Annotated in this window: 15 protein-coding genes; 7 read left to right on the top strand and 8 right to left on the bottom strand. The window is 40.6% G+C overall.

All coding sequences use genetic code 11. The annotated features are described in order from the left end of the window. Window positions 1–317 (top strand): transposase (locus I6N95_RS18700; protein ID WP_209530866.1); only part of this gene is annotated, 317 nt, incomplete at its 5' end. Between the two features lie 91 nt (window positions 318–408). Here the strand turns inward: I6N95_RS18700 and I6N95_RS18705 are convergent. The 6 genes from I6N95_RS18705 to serC form a co-directional block, all read right to left on the bottom strand. Beyond that, window positions 409–3,099: a YfhO family protein gene (locus tag I6N95_RS18705; protein ID WP_209530867.1), complete on the bottom strand. Its 2,691-nt coding sequence runs from the start codon at window positions 3,097–3,099 to the stop codon at window positions 409–411. Between the two features lie 194 nt (window positions 3,100–3,293). Next, entirely contained in the window at window positions 3,294–4,538 is a 1,245-nt protein-coding gene (locus tag I6N95_RS18710) for a glutamate-5-semialdehyde dehydrogenase (protein WP_209530868.1), read from the bottom strand. Further along, complete coding sequence (gene proB, locus I6N95_RS18715; protein WP_209530869.1) at window positions 4,535–5,362, bottom strand: glutamate 5-kinase; 828 nt, start codon at window positions 5,360–5,362, stop codon at window positions 4,535–4,537. Before proB ends, I6N95_RS18710 begins: the two co-directional genes overlap by 4 nt. 89 nt (window positions 5,363–5,451) lie before the next feature. Next, window positions 5,452–6,696, bottom strand: coding sequence for a DUF1015 domain-containing protein (locus I6N95_RS18720; protein ID WP_209530870.1), 1,245 nt, complete (start codon window positions 6,694–6,696; stop codon window positions 5,452–5,454). A gap of 2 nt (window positions 6,697–6,698) precedes the next feature. Continuing rightward, a complete protein-coding gene (locus I6N95_RS18725) occupies window positions 6,699–7,883 on the bottom strand; it encodes a 3-phosphoglycerate dehydrogenase family protein (RefSeq protein ID WP_209530871.1) in 1,185 nt (394 codons plus the stop codon). Window position 7,884: 1 nt separating this feature from the next. Further along, window positions 7,885–8,973, bottom strand: coding sequence for a 3-phosphoserine/phosphohydroxythreonine transaminase (gene serC, locus I6N95_RS18730; RefSeq protein WP_209530872.1), 1,089 nt, complete (start codon window positions 8,971–8,973; stop codon window positions 7,885–7,887). Window positions 8,974–9,456: 483 nt separating this feature from the next. On the opposite strand from serC, the gene I6N95_RS18735 reads away from it, so the two are divergent. Then, the gene (locus I6N95_RS18735; protein ID WP_430727550.1) at window positions 9,457–11,547 is read left to right on the top strand and encodes a KUP/HAK/KT family potassium transporter; all 2,091 of its coding nucleotides are present in this window, start codon (window positions 9,457–9,459) and stop codon (window positions 11,545–11,547) included. Window positions 11,548–11,715: 168 nt separating this feature from the next. On the opposite strand, the gene manA is transcribed toward I6N95_RS18735, so the two are convergent. Together manA and I6N95_RS18745 are read right to left on the bottom strand one after the other, a co-directional pair. After that, the gene (manA, locus tag I6N95_RS18740) at window positions 11,716–12,693 is read right to left on the bottom strand and encodes a mannose-6-phosphate isomerase, class I (RefSeq protein WP_209530873.1); all 978 of its coding nucleotides are present in this window, start codon (window positions 12,691–12,693) and stop codon (window positions 11,716–11,718) included. Window positions 12,694–12,804: 111 nt separating this feature from the next. Beyond that, on the bottom strand, window positions 12,805–13,836 hold the full coding sequence (locus tag I6N95_RS18745; RefSeq protein WP_209530874.1) for a serine hydrolase domain-containing protein: 1,032 nt from the start codon (window positions 13,834–13,836) through the stop codon (window positions 12,805–12,807). A 326-nt stretch (window positions 13,837–14,162) separates the two neighbouring features. On the opposite strand from I6N95_RS18745, the gene I6N95_RS18750 reads away from it, so the two are divergent. The 5 genes from I6N95_RS18750 to wrbA all read left to right on the top strand — a co-directional run bounded on the left by I6N95_RS18750 (window position 14,163) and on the right by wrbA (window position 19,186). Further along, window positions 14,163–14,738: a hypothetical protein gene (locus I6N95_RS18750; RefSeq protein ID WP_209530875.1), complete on the top strand. Its 576-nt coding sequence runs from the start codon at window positions 14,163–14,165 to the stop codon at window positions 14,736–14,738. A gap of 159 nt (window positions 14,739–14,897) precedes the next feature. Then, window positions 14,898–15,491 carry a GNAT family N-acetyltransferase gene (locus I6N95_RS18755; RefSeq protein WP_209530876.1) on the top strand — a complete coding sequence of 198 codons (594 nt, stop codon included), beginning with the start codon at window positions 14,898–14,900 and terminating at the stop codon, window positions 15,489–15,491. 97 nt (window positions 15,492–15,588) lie between these two features. Then, complete coding sequence (locus I6N95_RS18760; protein WP_209530877.1) at window positions 15,589–16,764, top strand: MFS transporter; 1,176 nt, start codon at window positions 15,589–15,591, stop codon at window positions 16,762–16,764. Between the two features lie 390 nt (window positions 16,765–17,154). Further along, on the top strand, window positions 17,155–18,360 hold the full coding sequence (locus I6N95_RS18765) for an NAD(P)/FAD-dependent oxidoreductase (RefSeq protein WP_209530878.1): 1,206 nt from the start codon (window positions 17,155–17,157) through the stop codon (window positions 18,358–18,360). Between the two features lie 214 nt (window positions 18,361–18,574). Then, complete coding sequence (wrbA, locus tag I6N95_RS18770; protein ID WP_209530879.1) at window positions 18,575–19,186, top strand: NAD(P)H:quinone oxidoreductase type IV; 612 nt, start codon at window positions 18,575–18,577, stop codon at window positions 19,184–19,186.

Below are 19,186 nucleotides of genomic sequence, written 5' to 3' on the forward strand. Positions count from 1 at the left end.
TTTACCAAACGTTGCTTTTCCACTCCCAGAGAAATGATTTTGATGCCTTCAAACACGTCGTTGAGTCAATGCCTGAAGGGGGTTCTTCCCTGATGACCACGTCTTTAAAGACCTTAAAGAAGCATTTACCACGAATCGAAAATACGTTTAAGTATTCCTTTTCAAATGGCCCTTTAGAAGGCACGATCAATAAAATAAAAGTTATCAAAAGGGTGGCTTATGGGTACCGCAGTTTTTGGAACTTCAAACACCGCATTTTAGTTAGCTTTAACTTAACACAAAAAAGCACCCCTGCCATCGCTGACAGAGCCGCTTAATTTGTCGATAATTTCGATTAATTTCTAGCCATCCACATCATTTGACGTAGAGCCCTTTTTTGCACTTGTTCATAGGAACTAGCTAGTCAGCTTATTCCAAGGTTTCTACTGCCTTTTTTCTACTGCGCTTTTTTGGCGTGGTTTTAATAACGGTGTTAGCTGATCTTTTAAGCAGGTAAAGATAACCACTAAAGATAATGAGTGAGATTATCAGGCAAAGCAGACCTATAATAAACCCTTGTGGTAAGAAGCTCAATTTAATATCATGTTTCCCTTTCGTTAATGGAAGGGTGATAAAGGCTTTCTTCAGTGGTTTAATCTCCACCTTTTTGCCGTCGACATAAGCTGTCCAGCCCTTGTCGTAAGGAATGGTTGTCATCAAAACTTGGTCGTCCTCAGTTGCTTCTACTTGAGCGGTGGCTGTTCGTCCTTTAACGTTAAAGGGCACATCCCGTTGATTAATCGCTGTAAAAGCTTTCTCGTAGCTGGGAATATCCAATAAAATAACGGGTGGTTTCATTAAGGTTAAGGAGGTAGTGCCATAAAAAGCCACTGAGAAAGTGACGATTGTATTTTCTTGATAGTATCCTAAATTATAATATTGTCCCGTAATATCAATCTGAGTCTTCCAACTTTGACCGCCGACAGTTATTTCAGCGGTAGAGCTTTTTAATTCGCCAAAGTTAGTTGGAAACAGACTTAAGTAGGCCTGTTTATTGGCTGGCACTTCGATTTCCCAGTTGACCACTTTGGCAATATTCGGTTCGATTTCTGCAAAGGTGATATTGCCATTACTTTCAGTCAGTGTTGTGTTAGTCGTAGTAGTAATAGTTGGCGTAGCAAACGTAAAGAAGGTTTCCTCAGTGCCTGCCAGTTGATTAACCAAGTTTGTTTGAGCAGCCAAATTGTCGTTAGCAGGAAATTTAACCGTATAAATTTCCTGATCCGTTAGGACACCTAATGACATGGCGTGTTTATTTTGATACATTTGATAGCTCTCATTTTGATAGGTTCGTTCAAAGCCAAATTTTTGGGGATTTAGTTTAGCATGGTTATACTTAATACCAAACAAAGAATCCATCAGCAAGGTATTATTAGGATAACGTATATTCAGCCCCGTTCCTCGCGAGCGAAACCCTAAATCGTTCATAACTGAGGAAGCATTTCGATTACGAATCGATGAAAACATGCTGATACCACTAAACCCATAATTGATGCTATCGTTGGAAGAGACAGGATCCAAGGTTTCCATGCGATAGAAAGTGCCAGTATCTTTTTCCTTGACTGTATCGATGGCGTCACTATAGTCCTTGTAAGGATCCTCGTAAAGGCTGCGAGAGGCATAACGCCAATCCTCCAAAATGCCATTTAGCATGGCATGAGTGTTAATGGTTGCTTCAAAGGAGACAAGAATTAACAACAATAGAGCTAATTGGTGTGACTGTAGTCGACTGGTTTTTTTATCCTTGTAAGGGTGATAGAATTGATAGAAAATAATGCCAACTAAATAAAGCAATAAAAATAAAATGGTCACTAGAAAGTTTCGATCCGTTAGGAAATCATAACTGTCTTTTGAACGGACGGCATAGGCCATAATAAAGATCCCAATCAAGACAATAGTTGAGCTGGTAAAAACGGCACTGTCATCCTTGGTGAATTGCTCAAGCCCATAGCCAGCTAGCATCAGAATCAAGAAAGAAAAAGTGAAACTGTAGCGGAATAAGAACATATTAGGGGCGTGCATGCCATGCCAGAACAAGTTGAGTGGTACCAAGTAGAAACTAGCAGTGATAATCGCAAAAATCAGCCCGTAGGCCACTTTATTTTTTAAGGGTATTTTGCGGCTAACAAAATAAAAGACACAAAAAATCAACGGTAATAAACCAACGTATATAAAAGGGATTGACCCGTATTTAGTGGTGTCGTAGACGCCGACCATATTTTTGACGACAATGTCCCAAAAAGCAGTGGCTTCTGTTTTCCATTTTGTGATTTCGCTTAAGGTTTCACCGTTAGAACGCAAATCTAAAACTGTCGGTAAAATCATGACCATTGAAGCTATTCCAGCTAAGAAAGAGGTTGTTAAATAGTGACTGATGGCTCTTTTATTTTTTTGCCAATCGGTGGCTGTTCGAGCCCAAAAATACATAAAGGATAAAATACCAACCATGAAACCAAAATAGAAATTCGAGATAAATAGCAAGAAGTAAGCCACGAACAACAGCAACGGTTTTCGTTTGTCAATAATGTTATTGATTCCCAAGAAAATCAAAGGCAGGTAGACAAAGGTATCCAACCACATGATCAATTCAGAATGTGCCGTGATAAAAGACATTAACGAATACCCAACGGCCAGAGCAACATGTGACCACTTATTGATTTTAAATGTATTTTTAGCATAATGCCAGAAAGCTAAGCTTGCTGACCCAATTTTAATCAGCGTAAGTAAATAAAGGGCATCTGGCATTTGGCTGTTTTTAAAGAAAAAGACCAAAGGCGTAAATATTCCGCCTAAATAATAGGAGATAAGAGCATAATAATTCAGGCCTAAAGAGGCATTCCATGAATAGAAGATGCTTTGTTTGCCGTGTAATACATTGTTAAAGCTAGCGTGGAAATTGGAAAACTGTGAAAAGGCGTCGCTGGCTAGCACACTTCGATCGCTTCCCCAATAAATGCCGATCATGGCATAACAGATGGCCATAATTATGACCGGGATTAAAAAGGCTGCCAAGCCGTACCGTTTTTCTTTTTTTAATAAGGCGTGTAGTTTTTCTTTCATCAATTGATCTCCTAAACTGTATTTCAACATTGATTTGGCAGAGCCAAAAATGTACTGCTAAAGTTAATTTTAGCACACTCATCTCAGAAATAAAAAGGACAAGGGCAAAAGACATAAAATATTCATGTCTAAAGGCGTATTTGCGTTTCGGGAACTAAAAAGCCCTCCAGTTTAAACAACTAGAGGGTGGTATCTTAGCGGCGGATTTGTCCGTCACCATAGATGATGTATTTTGTTGAGGTTAATTCGTGAAGTCCCATCGGACCGCGAGCATGGAGTTTTTGCGTGCTAATCCCAATTTCTGCCCCAAAGCCAAAAGCAAAGCCATCGGTAAAGCGAGTCGAGGCATTGACATACACGGCAGCGGCGTCAACGTGATCAAGAAATTTTTGAGTGTCGAAATAGTTGTCGCTGATGATTGCTTCAGAATGTTTGGTGTTATAAGTGTTGATGTGTAAAATGGCCTCATCAGTTGAACCGACAATCTTGATGGCCAGTATGAAATCAAGAAATTCTGTGCCCCAATCCTCTTCATTGGCCAGAATTGCTTCTGGTAGATAGCGACGAGTTTGTTCGTCTCCTCGCAATTCGACATTAAAGGGAGCTAAGCCCGCGGCGACCAAAGGTAAAAATTCGGCAGCGATCGTTTCATGAACCAAGAGCGTTTCGGCTGAGTTGCAGACAGAGGGACGCTGACATTTAGCATTGACCACGATATCTCGCGCCATTTCCAATTGAGCGGCTTTGTCCACATAGATGTGGCAATTGCCTGTCCCCGTTTCAATGACTGGGACCGTTGCAGTGGCTAAAACAGTTTTAATCAGATTTGCCCCACCTCGAGGGATCAGCACATCTAAATACTGATTTAATTGCATTAGTTCGCGAGCCGTTTCTCGTGAGGTGTCGCTGACAAATTGAATCGAGTGTGCCGATAAAGGGCTTTCGGTCAGGACTTCTTGTAGAATCGTAACGAGTAACTGATTGGAATAAAAAGCTTCTTTACCTCCTCGGAGAATTACCGCATTGCCGGTTTTAAAGCAGAGTGCGGCGGCATCTGTTGTGACATTTGGCCGTGATTCGTAAATAATGCCAATAACCCCAAGAGGAACACGGCGTTTGCCAATGGTCAGGTTATCTTCGTTTTTCCACATTTTGTCAACCTCGCCAATCGGGTCGGCTAAACTAGCCACTTGGCGGATGCCATCGGACATAGCTTGGATTCGCTCGACAGTCAAGCGCAAGCGGTCAAGCATGGTGTCGTCAATGCCATTATCGACGGCATGAGTTAAGTCCTGCTGATTTGCCTGCAAAATGAGGTCTGTTTTGGCTTCGATTGCCTCTGCCATAGCCATTAGCAGCTCATTTTTTAGCCGGGTACTGGCTTGTGACAAGCTGTATGAAGCTATTTTCGCTTGCTTACCTAATGTTAAAAGTGTCATTTCTTTGCTCCTTCCAATTGGTTTTTCGAAAATAGTGTGCCGATGTTTCGGCCTTCTAAAAGATCAAAAATAATTTTAGGGTGCTTGCCGTTAGCTAAAATCATTTTTTGATTATTCGCTAGGACTAATTGAGCGGCATTTAGCTTACTCAGCATACCGCCCGTGCCAAACTGACTACCACTACCATTGCCACCGGCTTGGTCAAATAAACGTTGATCCAGTTGGTGAATCTGTTGATAGAGGACGGCCGTTGGATCAGTTGTCGGGTTAGCCGAATAAAACCCGTCAATATCAGATAACATGATCAATAAATCCGCATTGATTAACTGAGCCACAATCGCTGATAAAAAGTCATTGTCGCCGAATTTTGTCAGATGATCTAATTCGTCAACGGAGACACTGTCATTTTCATTAATGATGGGAACGACCTGCATGTTAATCAATTGCTCCAAGGTGTTGATGACATTTTGGCGGCTTTCGGGATAATCCACGACATCACGAGTCAAAAGGACCTGGCCGATTTGCTGATTATACGTGCGAAAGCGCCGATTATAAATGGTCATCAGCTCTGATTGACCAATGGCAGCAACAGCTTGTTGTTCAGGTATGGATGAGGGTCGGCGATTCATGTTCAATTGGTTTAATCCAATACCGATGGCTCCAGAAGAAACAAAGATAACTTCTTTTCCTTGATTGACTAAATCGCTTAAGGTAAATGCCAATTCGTCGACTGCTTGCAAGTTTGGTTTGCCATTGGGATACATCAGTGTACTAGTTCCTACTTTAATGACAATCCGTTTTGCCTCATTTAATTTATCCCTCACTACAATTCTCTCCCTGCATCTAATGAATATGGTTGGAACCTAAGTTCCAACCATTATCTCATTAGTATATCATTATCCTGCCATTTTGTTTAATTTGGTGTTTCTAAATCGTGTAAAAATAATCCGCTTAATAATTTAGGTTCAAACCAAGTTGATTTTGGTGGCATTACTTGGTCAGCGTCAGCAACAGCAAGTAGCTGATCCATGGATGTTGGATAGAGTGAGAAGGCGAGACTAAAGTCCCCTGAATCAACTAACCGTTCCAACTCTTGAATGCCTCGAATGCCGCCAACGAAGTCAATCCGCTTGTCTGTGCGAATATCGTCAATTTTGAAAATAGCCTCAAAAACGTACTGTTGTAAAAGAGCCGCGTCCAGTTTGCCAACGGCGTCAGTCGGGATCAGCTCAGCTTTGATCGCCAAATCATACCACTTGTCAGCAACGTACATGCCGAAATGTCCCACCTCTTGAGGTTGATAAGCTGATTCAGTCAAAGGCGTTACCACAAAAGATTGGGCTAACTGAGCCACTAAATCTGCGGGAATAGGCACCTGTAAGACCCGGTTGTAATCCCAAATGGCCAATTCTTCTTTTGGAAAAATAACAGATAAGAAATAGTTAAAGGCGCTGTCAGCAGGTGCCTTTGGAAAGCTTTCGCGACGTTTAAGTCCAACTTTCACAGCAGATTCTGTTCGATGATGGCCATCAGCAATGTACAAATAATCAATTGATTTAAAGGCCGTCACTAGTTTGGCAATTACCTGAGGGTCAGTGATCATCCAGACACGATGTTTGACATCGTAAAAGCTGTCAAAATCATAGATGGGTTGATGACTTTGTTGCCACTCGGCGATGAGTTGTTTCACATCCGCTTGTTGTCGATAAGTCAAAAAAATCGGACTGGTGTTGGCATCAGTGTAATCAATATGATTGATACGGTCAATTTCCTTTTCATGGCGGGTATATTCATGTTTTTTGATGTGTCCAGCGGCATAATCATCAATAGCCGTGGTGGCCACGATACCAGTTTGGGCACGGCCATCCATGGTTAACTCGTATAAATACAAGGCGGGAGTCTCATCTTGGACGAACCAGCCTTTTTCCAGAAAAGCCGCCAAATTACTAGCCGCTTTTTGATAGACTTGTTCATCGTAAGGTGACAAGTCACTTGGTAAATCAATCTCCGCCTTATCGATATGCAGATAAGAATAAGGATTATCTTGGGCTAATTCTGCTGCTTCTTGTGAGTTTAAGACATCGTAAGGATGAGTTGCTATTTGAGCCACATGGGAAGCTTCTGGGCGAATGCCTTTAAAAGGTCGCAGTACTACCATGATTAATTCTCCTCCTGATGTTTGATGATCCGAATTCTGATGACATCATTTAATGCTGAGACGGCCGTTTGTAAGGCGTTGATTTTAGTGATGTCAGTTTCTGATAAGTCTAATAAGGTATAGGCGATCTCATCGCGACTGCGATTAATTAAGTTGTCAATATTCATCCCTAAATCTGCGGCAGTACTGGAGATAGCGCCCAACATATTTGGCACATTTTTATGAAAGATTGCCAAACGATAAGGAGAATGAAAGGCTAATTCGACTGCTGGGAAGTTGACCGAATGCTGAATATTGCCAGTTTCCAAGAATAACTTCAAATTGCGACTCGCAGATTTAGCACAATTAATCTCTGCTTCACTAGTGGAAGCACCTAAATGTGGCAAGACCGTTATTTGTGGGTGATGTAGCAATTCTTCACTAGCAAAATCCGTGATATATTCTTTGATTGTCTGATTATTGATCCCTTCGACAAGAGCTTGATTGTCAACCAGTTCGCCACGGGCAAAGTTCAGCAAGGTGGCATTATTTTTCATAAGTTGTAATTCTTTGGTGCTTATCAGATGGCGCGTTTTATCGTTTAATGGAACGTGAATGGTAATAAAATCGCACTCGCGAAAGACCTCATCAAGGGTTAATGCCCGTCGCACACGACGTGAAATGTTCCAAGCGGTGTCGACAGAAACAAAAGGATCGTAGCCGACAACATCCATTCCCAAGCGATAAGCGTCATTGGCAATCATTGCCCCAATGGCACCCAGTCCAACAACACCTAGTTTTTTTCCTTCTAATTCAAAGCCGCTGAATTGCTTTTTTTCTTTTTCAACTTGCTTGTCAATATCAGTACCAGTTAAGGTTTGCACCCAAGTAGCGCCTTTTAAAATCGGGCGAACAGAGAGCAATAAGCTGGCGAGGACTAACTCTTTGACGGCATTGGCGTTGGCTCCAGGAGTGTTGAACACAACAATTCCTTGGCTTGTGCAAGACTCAACGGGAATATTGTTAACCCCAGCCCCAGCTCGAGCAATCCCTTTGACACTGGCTGGAAAAGTTGTCTCATGTAAGTTTTGACTTCGCAGCATAATGCCGTCAGGCTCAGCCCCTGTGTCGATGGTGTAGGTCGCATTTCTAAAACGTTTTAACCCTTCTTCGGCAATGTTATTATAGGTTTGAATCTCAAAACTCATGTTATTTACCTCCATGTTGTTGTTCAAAGTTTGTCATAAAGTCGATTAAGGCGTGAACCCCTTCAACTGGAAAAGCGTTATATAGGCTGGCTCGCATGCCACCAACTAGGCGATGACCTTTTAAATTTTCGAAGCCGGCAGCTTCTGCTTCTGACACAAATTGTTTATCTAACTCAGGCTGTCCAGTGACAAAGGGAATATTATTCAAAGAACGGTCAGCAATCGCTACCGGTGAATCGAATAAAGCGGATATTTCCAAATAATCATAAAGCAACTGGGCCTTTTCTTGGTTGCGACGTTCCATTTCTTTCACGCCACCCAATTCTTTGACCCATTCAAATACTAATTTTGCAATATAAATAGCATAGGTTGGCGGTGTGTTGTAAAGGGAATTGGCCTTGGCTTGAATCGCGTAGTCCAACATGGCACTAGGAACTTTTTCTTTCCCCACTAAATCATCGCGGACGATAACAACCGTTAAGCCAGCTGGTCCAATATTTTTTTGGGCACCAGCGTAAATTAAGCCGAAATCTGCCACTTGATAATCGGTAGATAAAATATTTGAAGACATATCAGCAACAAGTGGAACTGCACCGCTCTTTGGCAAGTGATAAATGCTGGTCCCTTCAATGGTATTGTTGGTTGTCAGATGTAAGTAGGCTAAGTCTTGCGGAACATCAAGGGTACTTAAATCAGGGATATTAGTATAGTTGCTTTCTTGGCTACTAGCCAAAATTTGCACATCTAAGCCGGGTATTTTTTTAGCTTCACTAATGGCTTTTTCTGACCAGGTACCAGTATTGATGTAGCCAACGGCTTGATCTTTAGCTAAATTCAACGGAACCATTGTGAATTGTAGGCTAGCGCCGCCTTGTAAAAAGAGAACTCGATAGTTGTCAGGAATGGCCATTAACTCGCGCAGGAGACTTTCAGCTTCTTGAATGATTTCTTCAAATAAGGAGGAGCGGTGGCTTAGTTCCATCACCGACATACCACTGTCTCGGTAATTAATAAGTTCAGATTGGGCTTTTAAAAGGACTGATTTTGGCAAAACCGCCGGACCAGCAGAAAAATTGTAAATCTCTTTCATGTAAACACACCTCTCAGTATTTTCTTCTTATTTTCAGAAAGAAGTTGGTAATTATTATACCAGAGTTTCAAGATTAAAAAAAGATTAAAAATTGAAAAGAGAAGTTTTTATGTGAAATAGTGAATTTGTGTTGGATAGGAGGCCTAAATGGCGCTGTCATCACTTTTAAAAAAATATAACCCAAATGAGAAAATTAAGAAAAACAAATTTCTGAAAAATAGCAGAAAAGTTGATTGACTTTTCCGTTAAAAAGCCTATAATGAGCTCTATCAGTAATTGATAATCATAGGGGAGTAGCTGACATAACAGTCTTTTTAAAGTCTTTAGCACTTTAATAGCTGATGTGTGTTTAGGCCAACAGCAAGTACCAGATAGGGTGCTGGTCTAAAATGAAATAGCAAGACCTGTGTATTGGGCCCTAGTCTAATATGCAGGTCCCTTTTTATGGAAAAAAGGATAACTTCGCAGGAGGAAAGAGGAAAAATGAAAAAAGAAGGTCAAGGCCACCATAATCCACATATGGATAAATTTAAAATTGGTGGAGCTTTAGTGGCAATGGGTGTTGTTTACGGTGATATTGGAACAAGCCCACTTTATGTAATGAAAGCAATCATCGAAGGCAACGGCGGATTAGCCAATGTTTCAGAAAGTTTTATCATCGGTGCCGTCTCTTTGATCGTGTGGACGTTAACACTATTGACAACTGTCAAATACGTCATGATTGCCTTAAGGGCAGACAACCATGGTGAAGGCGGAATTTTCTCACTTTACACCCTAGTCAGAAAAGCTAGCAAGTATTTAATTATTCCAGCGATGATCGGTGGAGCCGCTCTACTAGCTGACGGGGTCTTAACCCCTGCGGTGACGATTACCACAGCGATTGAGGGATTACGAGGAATTCCGACATTTTTTAATACCTTTGGTAACGACCAAAATGTGATCATCATCATCACGATCGTGATCATCTGCATCTTATTTATGATCCAACGTTTTGGGACAGAACGGGTTGGACGAGCCTTTGGACCGGTTATGTTAGGCTGGTTCACGTTTATTGGGGCGGTTGGCCTGTGGAATTTCTTTGATAATCCTAGTGTGATTAAGGCTTTAAATCCTTATTATGCCGTACAATTACTAACAAGTTCGGAAAACAAAGCTGGTATCTTTATTCTCGGCAGTGTCTTCTTAGCCACCACCGGTGCTGAAGCTTTGTATTCTGATATGGGACATGTAGGTCGCATGAATATTTTAGGCAGTTGGCCTTATATTAAAATTTGTTTATTACTCAATTATTTTGGTCAAGCAGCTTGGATCATTTCAGTCAAAGATAGCGGCTATTACCAAAAAATTGAAATGCTAAATCCGTTTTTCAGAATGATGCCAGAATGGCTGTCGGTGATTGGTGTGGCATTTGCCACTGTAGCGGCAGTGATTGCCTCACAAGCTTTAATTTCTGGTTCATATACACTTGTATCAGAAGCCGTTAAGTTACGTCTTCTGCCGAGATTTAAAATTATTTATCCAAGTAACCAAAAAGGTCAGCTCTATATACCAGTGGTAAACACAATTTTATTTGTGACTTGTGTGGCGATTGTTTTATACTTTAGAACATCGGCTCATATGGAAGCCGCCTACGGTCTTGCGATTACGGTTACCATGTTGATGACGACGATCTTGTTACTGTTTTATCTGTTACAAAAAGGGGTTCCCAAAATTGTGGCGGGAAGTGTCTTCCTTTTCTTCACTTTAATCGAGAGTATTTTCTTTATCTCAAGTGCGACTAAGTTTTTCCATGGCGGCTATGTGGCCGTTTTAATTGCCCTAATTATCCTTTCTGTAATGGTTATTTGGGAAAAGGGCTCTTTAATCCAAGAACGAATGAGCAATCGAGTATCTCTTTATGATTATGTGGACCAAATTGATCAGTTGCGTCAGGATGACACGGTTCAGTTATATCAAACCAATGTGGTATTTCTAACGAATAACTTAAAACGACACAAAATTGGCCGTGAGATTATGTACTCAATCTTGGATAAAAAACCTAAAAAGGCCAAAGTTTACTGGTTTGTGAATGTCTTTGTGACCGATGACCCCTTTACTAAAGAGTATCACGTGGACATGATGAACACGGACTATATTGTGAATGTTCAACTGCGCTTAGGCTTCCGGATGAACCAAGATGTCAATATTTACTTGCGCCATATTGTCCATGATTTGATGGATCAAGGCAAATTGCCCCGTCAACCGCAAAAATATACGATTACACCAGGGCGAGATGTGGGAGATTTTTGTTTTGTGTTAATTCGTGAGGAATTGTCTCGGGTGACTGATTTAAGTAATTTGGATCGAATGATCATGCAGGCCAAACTAGCCATTAAATCGATAACAACATCACCAGCTCGTTGGTACGGCTTGGAGTATAGCGATGTGATTACGGAGCATGTGCCTTTGAGTTTGGCAGGGCGTAATCGAGTTAAATGCGAACCACTCACGCAAGTTCAAGTTCACGATTTCTCTTCGGAGGAAAATGATATGAATGAAGATGAAGAGAACGATGATAACCTAACTGAAGTATAAATCAATAAGAAAAGCTGAACGGCAATATAGAGAAAGTTTTATGTTCTTCTATAAAGTATAAAAAGTCATCAGAACACTGAGTGTTTTGATGACTTTTTTTGAAGATATGGGAAATTATGGAATGTCTCTACCCTCTAAGGGCTCTTTGATGCCTAGCTTGATGTTTGGTTAAGCGTCAATCCCTGGTTCGGAGGCAATTAATTGCATCTTACCAGTTAAACGCCATTTTTTGATTTGGTTAGGCAAGATAAAGTGAGTGCCTTTGCTTATGTCATAAGTTTCCGTTGAATTGACGGTTTCAGGGTCTTCAATGATTAGTTGACCATGTCCCTCAATCACACTGACGAGGGTGTACAAGCCGCCTTGAGTGAGAGTGAGTGTTCCATCTACCGCCCATTCAAAGACGTTAAAGAAAGGCGTACGGACATATTCGGTGACGCTAGATGTTCCTTGGTTGTGCTGGATAATATGTAATTCAGGATCAACGTGGGGAACCGTGGTCACCTCAACTGATTGTTGAATATGCAATTCTCTTGGCTGACCGTCGTCACCTTTGCGATCGTAATCATAGACACGGTAAGTCGTGTCGCTGCTTTGTTGTGTTTCCAGAATCATAATGCCAGCTCCGATGGCGTGAATGGTTCCACTCGGTACATGGAAGAAATCCCCTTTTTTGACCTTAATTCGGCGCAAGAGATTGTCCCATTGACCAGTTTCAATCAAATCTAGCAATTCTTCCCGTGTTTTAGCATGGTGGCCGTAGATGATTTCAGCTCCGTCATCTGCTTCGATCACATACCAACATTCTGTTTTACCAAGTTCTCCTTCGTGCTTTAAGCCATAAGCATCATCTGGGTGGACTTGCACGGATAAATCATCTTCGGCATCGAGAATTTTTGTTAATAAAGGGAAAACATCCCCTTTGGCATTGCCAAAAAGTTCACGGTGATTATCCCAAAGCTCATCTAGTTTTTGTCCTTTAAAAGGACCGTTTTCGACATGACACGTTCCATGGGGATGAGCACTGATTGCCCAACATTCACCAATTTTATCATGAGGGAGATCATAACCAAAAACAGTGTGAAGCTTATCGCCACCCCAAATTTTTTCTTGAAAGACAGGTGCTAAAAATAATGGTTGTTCCACGCGTATTCCTCCAGTTTAGCTAACAATGTGTGTAGCTATTATTATTTAGATCGATCTAAGTGCCTTAGAAAAAAACAGGTTAGGTTACTAAGAAGATCCTCTTCTCAAATATTATAGCAGATTTGAAGAAGATTGTGCTTTCTCTTCTAAATATACCTCTAATATGTGGTCTCTTTTCTTTAAATAGTCACCTCTTTGATCGACAGGATGAACGCGGTTGGATAAAAAGATAAATGCTTCTTGAGTTTCCCGGTCCAGTAACATAAAGGTCCCGGTATAGCCGGTGTGAAAAAGCAGTGGACGGTGATCATCAATCGTTTCTTTTAAATCCCAACCTAGAGAGCGACGGAGCGTGCCCGTTGGTGTCCAATCGGCAAATAAAGAATCGACGGTGGCATCTTGCAAAAAGCTCTCTCCCTTTGCCGTCTGTCCGCCAGCCAACATCATTTTCGCAAAAATCAAACAATCCTCAATCGTTGAAAAAAGACCGGCACTACCGCAATGTTCCCCTAAAGTAAAAGCTTTCGGGTCATGAACTTGCCCGCAAATTAACCCTCTTATCGGGTCTTGTTCTGTAGCGGCGACATCAGAGCTAGTAGGTGCAAAAGTACTTTGGGTCATTTGCAAAGGCTCGAGCACACGCTCTTGAAAGAGTTGGTGAAGAGGTTCTGCGTAAATCTCTTCAAGTAAAAAACCTAAAAGAATAGTTCCAGTATCAGTATAAGCCACTTTTTGACCAATATCACGGTCGGATGATAAAGATAAAATCGCCCGTGTGAGAGCCGCTTGATCCAACTGGTTCCGGTTGTGAATCTGTGGATTAATGGCAGAGGTGTGGGTTAATAAATGACGAATGGTCACAATCGGATCTCTAAATTGTGGCAAGTAGGACTGAAGAGGCCTATCTATTTTAAGGTGGCCCGATTCTATTAACTGTAAAATTAACGAGTTAGTTGCAATGACCTTTGTCAATGAGGCCATATCAAAAAGAGTTGACGTGGTTAACAGGCGCTGGGGTTCAAGTTGAGCATAACCGAAAGTGGCTTGTTCCGTCTTTTCTTTTTTTATAAAGGCGTAGGAGACGCCAGGATAAACCCCGGCTTGTAAATAGGTTAAAATTAACTGGCTAGTATTAGGATACATTGGAGCTCCTTTCGACAATTGATGGTGGTTCGTGTTTATTGTATCAAAAAAGAGTTGATAGTTGTTAGTGAGATGCTGATTAATTTAGAGTGACAAAGATGTAAGCAAGCAAGAGTTGTGGTTGAATTTTTTTACAGGTACAATAATCACAAGAAATTTGATTCAAGGACTCAGTTGAACAATAAAAGGTTTAGAAAAAAATCAGACTAAAGTGTGATGTTTCTTGTTTAGAATTTTAATAGAATAGAAGTATCAAGAAGAGATGAAGCAGTCATTAGCTAGAAAAAGCTAGTCGGTGACGGTTTTTTGAAAGGTTAGGAAAAGGTATGTATGTCTATTTTATTCACACATCAACGACGTCAATATTATCAAGGTCGATTGGTGTTTATACCAAAAATAAATACAATCATGTTTCAATCGGATTTGACCAAGAATTGATGGAAGTTTATAGTTTTGGGCGTAAACAAATTCATAATCCGTTGGTAGGTGGGTTTGTGAGAGAAGATATGAGCTCAGGTCTATTTACTGATGCTAAGTGTCAAGTTTATCGAATGGCGGTCACGACCGAGGAATACTACCAAATGAAAGCCTTGTTGCAAGAGTTTGAAGGCCGTCGTCAAGCGTTAAAGTATAATTTTCTGGGCCTGATTTTTTTATCATGGGGATTTGAAATCGAGCGACCTAATCATTATTTTTGTTCAGAGTTTGCGGCGACGATTTTGAAGAACTCAACGAACATTATTTTACCAAAAAAAGTCACATTTATGACCCCTCAGGACATGACCAGCTTACCAGAGATGGAGCTGATTTATGAAGGGGCCATCTCCAGTTATCTTGAATTAAACGCGCTAGCTAAGTTTGGCTATCCCGTAACCTGGGAAGTGCCATCGGTGGCTTATTGATAATAGGAGGACGGTTTGCTTGGTTAAGAAGGAGAGTAGAGTGTTGAACCTTTGGGGAACTCGACCTGCTGCGCTTGTACTGATTTGGTTAGAACCATCTAGACAAAGGACCCTCTCTCCATTATGATAAAGATAAACCATCGATAGGAGTTGTTAGATATGAATGAGTCACAACCTGATTTTACGACGAAACCTCGTTTGGCAAGTCAATCTATCTTATTGCGGCCTTTTGAAATGGCTGACAGTGACGCCTTGTTAGCTATTTTAGCTGAACCAGAAGTCAATCGTTTGACTGGAAGTGTTGGCACGAGTGCTGAAGCACAGCGCCAGCTGTCAGCTGATGAAGTTAAACGGATACGTCATTGGTATGAAAGTCGCAATCAGCAGACTGACCGACTTGACTTAGTGATCTACAGTCAAGAACAACAAGCCGTTGTCGGCGAAGTCGTGATTAATGAATGGGATGCCAACAGCAACAGCGCTAATTATCGAATTTTAATCGGTGAAAAAGGGCGCAATCAGGGAATTGGTCAAACTGCTACGGCGTTGCTGGTAGCGTATGCTTTTGAGTATTTAAAATTAAATCGCTTGGAGTTAGAAGTTTTTTCATTTAATCCGCGAGCACGTCATGTGTATCAAAAAAGCGGCTTTGTTTATGAGGGAACTAGGCGAGAGGCCTTTAAATTTGATGATCAGTGGGTAGACAGTGAGTGTTATGCGATGTTAGCCAGTGATTATCTAAAATTGAAATAAATGAGCAAAAAAGACGATGAGAAAGTCTTTTTTTCTTGCTCTAAATTTTGAAACAAGGCATAATATGTAAGATTAGACTATTGTTAGGGGTGTTTGAATGAAGAACAAACAAACGATGAATATGTTGTTAATTGTTATTGCCAATCTATTTGTCGTCTTTTTAGGTATTGGCTTAGTGATACCTGTTATGCCAACCTTTATGCATGAAATGAATTTATCAGGGCAAACCATGGGATATTTAGTGGCCGCTTTTGCTGTAGCTCAGTTGATTTGTTCGCCGATTGCCGGTCGTTTGTCAGATTTATTTGGACGGAAAAAAATGATCGTTATTGGCATGTTAGTTTATTCTGTATCAGAATTTTTGTATGGAATAGGTCAAGATGTCTCGATATTGTATGTGTCACGCCTATTAGGAGGTCTAGGTGCCGCCTTAATCATGCCGTCTGTCATGGCCTTTGTGGCTGACGTAACGACGATCCAAGAGCGACCAAAAGCCATGGGATGGGTATCAGGTGCCATCAGTGGAGGGTTTATTATTGGCCCTGGAATCGGTGGTTTCTTAGGTGATATTTCCACGCGTTTGCCTTTTTTTGTTGCCAGTCTTTTGGGCATAATTGGTTTTGTTTTTGCTTGGGTCCTTTTAAAAGAGCCACCACGTCCACAAATTGTTGAGAACAAACCAAAAAGGAGTATGAAAGAAGTAATGTTGACACCTGTTCTGGCATTTCCTTTTTTGATCATCCTAATCAATGCTTTTGGTCTGGCTGCTTTTGAGTCGATTTACAGTATTTATGTTGATTTGAATTATGGTTTCTCTGTTCGAGATATTGCGGTGGTAATTACAGTTAGTGGTGTCTTGGCATTAATTGCTCAATTGGTTTTCTTTGACGGCATGGTTAAACGAGTGGGAGAAGTTGGTCTGATTCGTATTTGTTTGCTTTTGAGTGCTATTTTTGTTGCTGGCCTTGTTTTTGCGACAGGTTATTGGACGGTATTAATTTCCACTTTTGTGGTCTTTTTAGCTTTTGATTTAATTCGACCAGCCATAACTACTTTTTTATCAAAAAATGCAGGGGAAAATCAAGGGACGGTTAGTGGGATTAATTCGGCATTAACGAGTGTTGGCAATATTATCGGTCCAATTTTATCCGGTACCTTATTGGATATGGACAGTCATTATCCCTATTTTGTGGTCGTGGTGATTTTAGCTGTTTCATTTGCTATGACGTTATTTTGGAAGCAGCAACCCAATAAATTAATAAACGAATTATAAGTCAACGCCTCTTCTTTAGTTAATCAACTGATGAAGGGGCGTTTTGGAATGTGTTCAGCTGTAAGCAATCCAAGGAAACGAGATGGTAGACAGAGCAGTGAGGGACCAAACATGATGCAAAATGATCGAATTCGTTTTAGGAGTAAATCGTTAAATTAGAGTATTTTTTCACAAAGAATCGCATAAGTTTTGATGCGTTTGAGAGGCTGGTTTACGAGTTGATAAGGGTGAAAACATGTGTCACTAGATAGCAGAGATAAACCTAGCAAACAGATTATTATGGTTATTTTGTGAAATATGTTTTAATAGTAACTGTGTGATCAAAAGTGGTTTCGAAAAACCGTCTTTAAATTGTGAAAGAGTACTACTATTTTGGGAGGAACCGATGAAATGAGTAAAATGAAAATTGTTGTTTTAGGCGCAGGTTACGCAGGATTAAGAACCGTTAAAGGATTGCAGAAAAAAAATCTTAATGCTGACATTACCTTAATCAACAAAAATGACTATCATTATGAAGCAACGCAATTACATGAAGTGGCAGCTGGTACTCAGCCAGCTAAAAAAATTAGTTTTGATGTGAAAGATGTTATTAATGACAATAAAGTCAAATTTATTCGAGGCACCGTAAAACTAATTGACAAAGAAAACAAACAGGTTCAATTGAAAAAAGGGGCAACCGTTGACTATGATTATTTAGTGGTAGCACTTGGTTTTGAATCTGAATCTTTTGGCATTAAAGGCGTAGATGAGTTTGGTTGGCCATTAGTTGATATTAAAACAGCCGAAGCGGCAAAAGAGCAGTTAGATAAAAATATTCGCAATTATCAGCATTCATTAGATGAAAAAGATTTGAGTATCGTGGTGTGTGGCGCTGGTTTTACCAGCATTGAGTACTTAGGTGAGATCACTAACCGTTTACCTCGATTGGCAGATAGCTATAAATTCCCAATTGATAAAATCAAGATTACTTGTATTGAAGCAATGCCAAGTTTATTGCCAATGTTTTCAAGTAATCTATCTGATTATGGCGTGGGCGTACTAAAACAACGTGGCGTTAATTTTCTTGTTGGAACCCCAATCAAAGAAATTAAAGCCGACTCTGTTGTGTACGAAGAAGATGGCGAACTAAAAGAAGTAAGTGCCAGCACGATTATTTGGACGACAGGCGTTCGTGGGAGCAGTGTCATTGGGGCTTCAGGCTTTGAGGAACGACGAGGCCGCGTTATGGTTGAACCGAATTTAACTGTCCCAGGTCATCCAGAAATTTTCATGATAGGCGATGTTAGTGCCGTCATGGATGAGGCAAATGGTCGTCCTTATCCAACAACCGCTCAAATTGCGCTTGGGCAAGCTGATCAAGTTGTTGAGAACATGGAATTAGCCATTCAAGGCAAAGAGTTAAAAAGTTTTACTTTCAAATCTTTAGGAACAGTGGCCTCTTTGGGAAATAATGAAGGGATCGGTCATTCGTTTAACAAGGACTGGAAAGGGTGGACGGCTTCGGTTATGAAAAAAGGAATTGTTGACAAATCATTGTTGCAAGTGGGAACTCCTTCCCTGTTGATGAAAAAAGGTCGTTTTGATTTCTGGCATTAACCAATCTGCATTGATTACCAGTAGTTTTTTGAAGAGTGTTTAGCTAACTGTAAAAGAGAGTGGCCTTATGGGCAGACTCTCTTTTTTTGTGCTAGTTTTTGTGAAAATAAAAAAAGAGGCAAATCACTTGATTAGTTACTTACAAAATGTTAGTATAATAGATGTAAGTTGCTTACTTAAAATAAGTTTTATAAATTAGAGGAGGACATTCATCATGTCAGAAAAATTATTAGTTGTTTTTTATAGCTCAACAGGAAGTAATACTCAATTAGCCAGATGGTCAAAAGAAGCTGGGGAAGCCTTTGGTGCAGAAGTTAGAATTCGTCAAGCTCAGGAGCTAGCGCCAGATGTAGCAATTGATTCTAACCCATTATGGCGTAAAAATGTTGAGGAAAGCAAAGACATTCCAGTTGCCACATCAGATGATTTGCTGTGGGCAGATGCCATTGTTTTCAGTTCACCTTCACGTTTTGGTGTTATGGCAAGTCAGATGAAACAATTTATGGATTTACAAGGCGGACTTTGGGCTCAAGGAAAATTGGCTAATAAATTTGTGACAGCAATGTCTTCTGCACAAAATCCAAATGGTGGTCAAGAACAAGTCATTCAAGGGATATATACCGTTATGCAACACTGGGGAGCTGTTATTGTTCCTGCAGGTTACGTCAACGTTTCAACCTTTGCAGCAGGCGGTAATCCTTATGGGACAAGTGCCACTATTGATGGTGAAGGAACTATGCAAAATGCTGCTAATGTTAAAGCGGCCGCAAGCGATCAAGTGACACGTTTATTAACCATTACTAAAGCCTATTTAGCTGGTAAATAG

This window comes from Vagococcus allomyrinae (assembly GCF_017829975.1).
Classification (GTDB): domain Bacteria; phylum Bacillota; class Bacilli; order Lactobacillales; family Vagococcaceae; genus Vagococcus_D; species Vagococcus_D allomyrinae.

Excerpts from the sequence above, each read along its gene's own strand:
- I6N95_RS18710 (WP_209530868.1), bottom strand. The coding sequence starts at position 4,538 with ATGACACTTTTAACATTAGGTAAGCAAGCGAAAATAGCTTCATACAGC.
- I6N95_RS18755 (WP_209530876.1), top strand. The coding sequence starts at position 14,898 with ATGAATGAGTCACAACCTGATTTTACGACGAAACCTCGTTTGGCAAGT.
- I6N95_RS18705 (WP_209530867.1), bottom strand. The coding sequence starts at position 3,099 with ATGAAAGAAAAACTACACGCCTTATTAAAAAAAGAAAAACGGTACGGC.
- I6N95_RS18745 (WP_209530874.1), bottom strand. The coding sequence starts at position 13,836 with ATGTATCCTAATACTAGCCAGTTAATTTTAACCTATTTACAAGCCGGG.
- serC (WP_209530872.1), bottom strand. The coding sequence starts at position 8,973 with ATGAAAGAGATTTACAATTTTTCTGCTGGTCCGGCGGTTTTGCCAAAA.
- I6N95_RS18760 (WP_209530877.1), top strand. The coding sequence starts at position 15,589 with ATGAAGAACAAACAAACGATGAATATGTTGTTAATTGTTATTGCCAAT.
- I6N95_RS18725 (WP_209530871.1), bottom strand. The coding sequence starts at position 7,883 with ATGAGTTTTGAGATTCAAACCTATAATAACATTGCCGAAGAAGGGTTA.
- I6N95_RS18765 (WP_209530878.1), top strand. The coding sequence starts at position 17,155 with ATGAGTAAAATGAAAATTGTTGTTTTAGGCGCAGGTTACGCAGGATTA.
- I6N95_RS18720 (WP_209530870.1), bottom strand. The coding sequence starts at position 6,696 with ATGGTAGTACTGCGACCTTTTAAAGGCATTCGCCCAGAAGCTTCCCAT.
- wrbA (WP_209530879.1), top strand. The coding sequence starts at position 18,575 with ATGTCAGAAAAATTATTAGTTGTTTTTTATAGCTCAACAGGAAGTAAT.
- I6N95_RS18750 (WP_209530875.1), top strand. The coding sequence starts at position 14,163 with ATGTATGTCTATTTTATTCACACATCAACGACGTCAATATTATCAAGG.
- I6N95_RS18735 (WP_430727550.1), top strand. The coding sequence starts at position 9,457 with ATGAAAAAAGAAGGTCAAGGCCACCATAATCCACATATGGATAAATTT.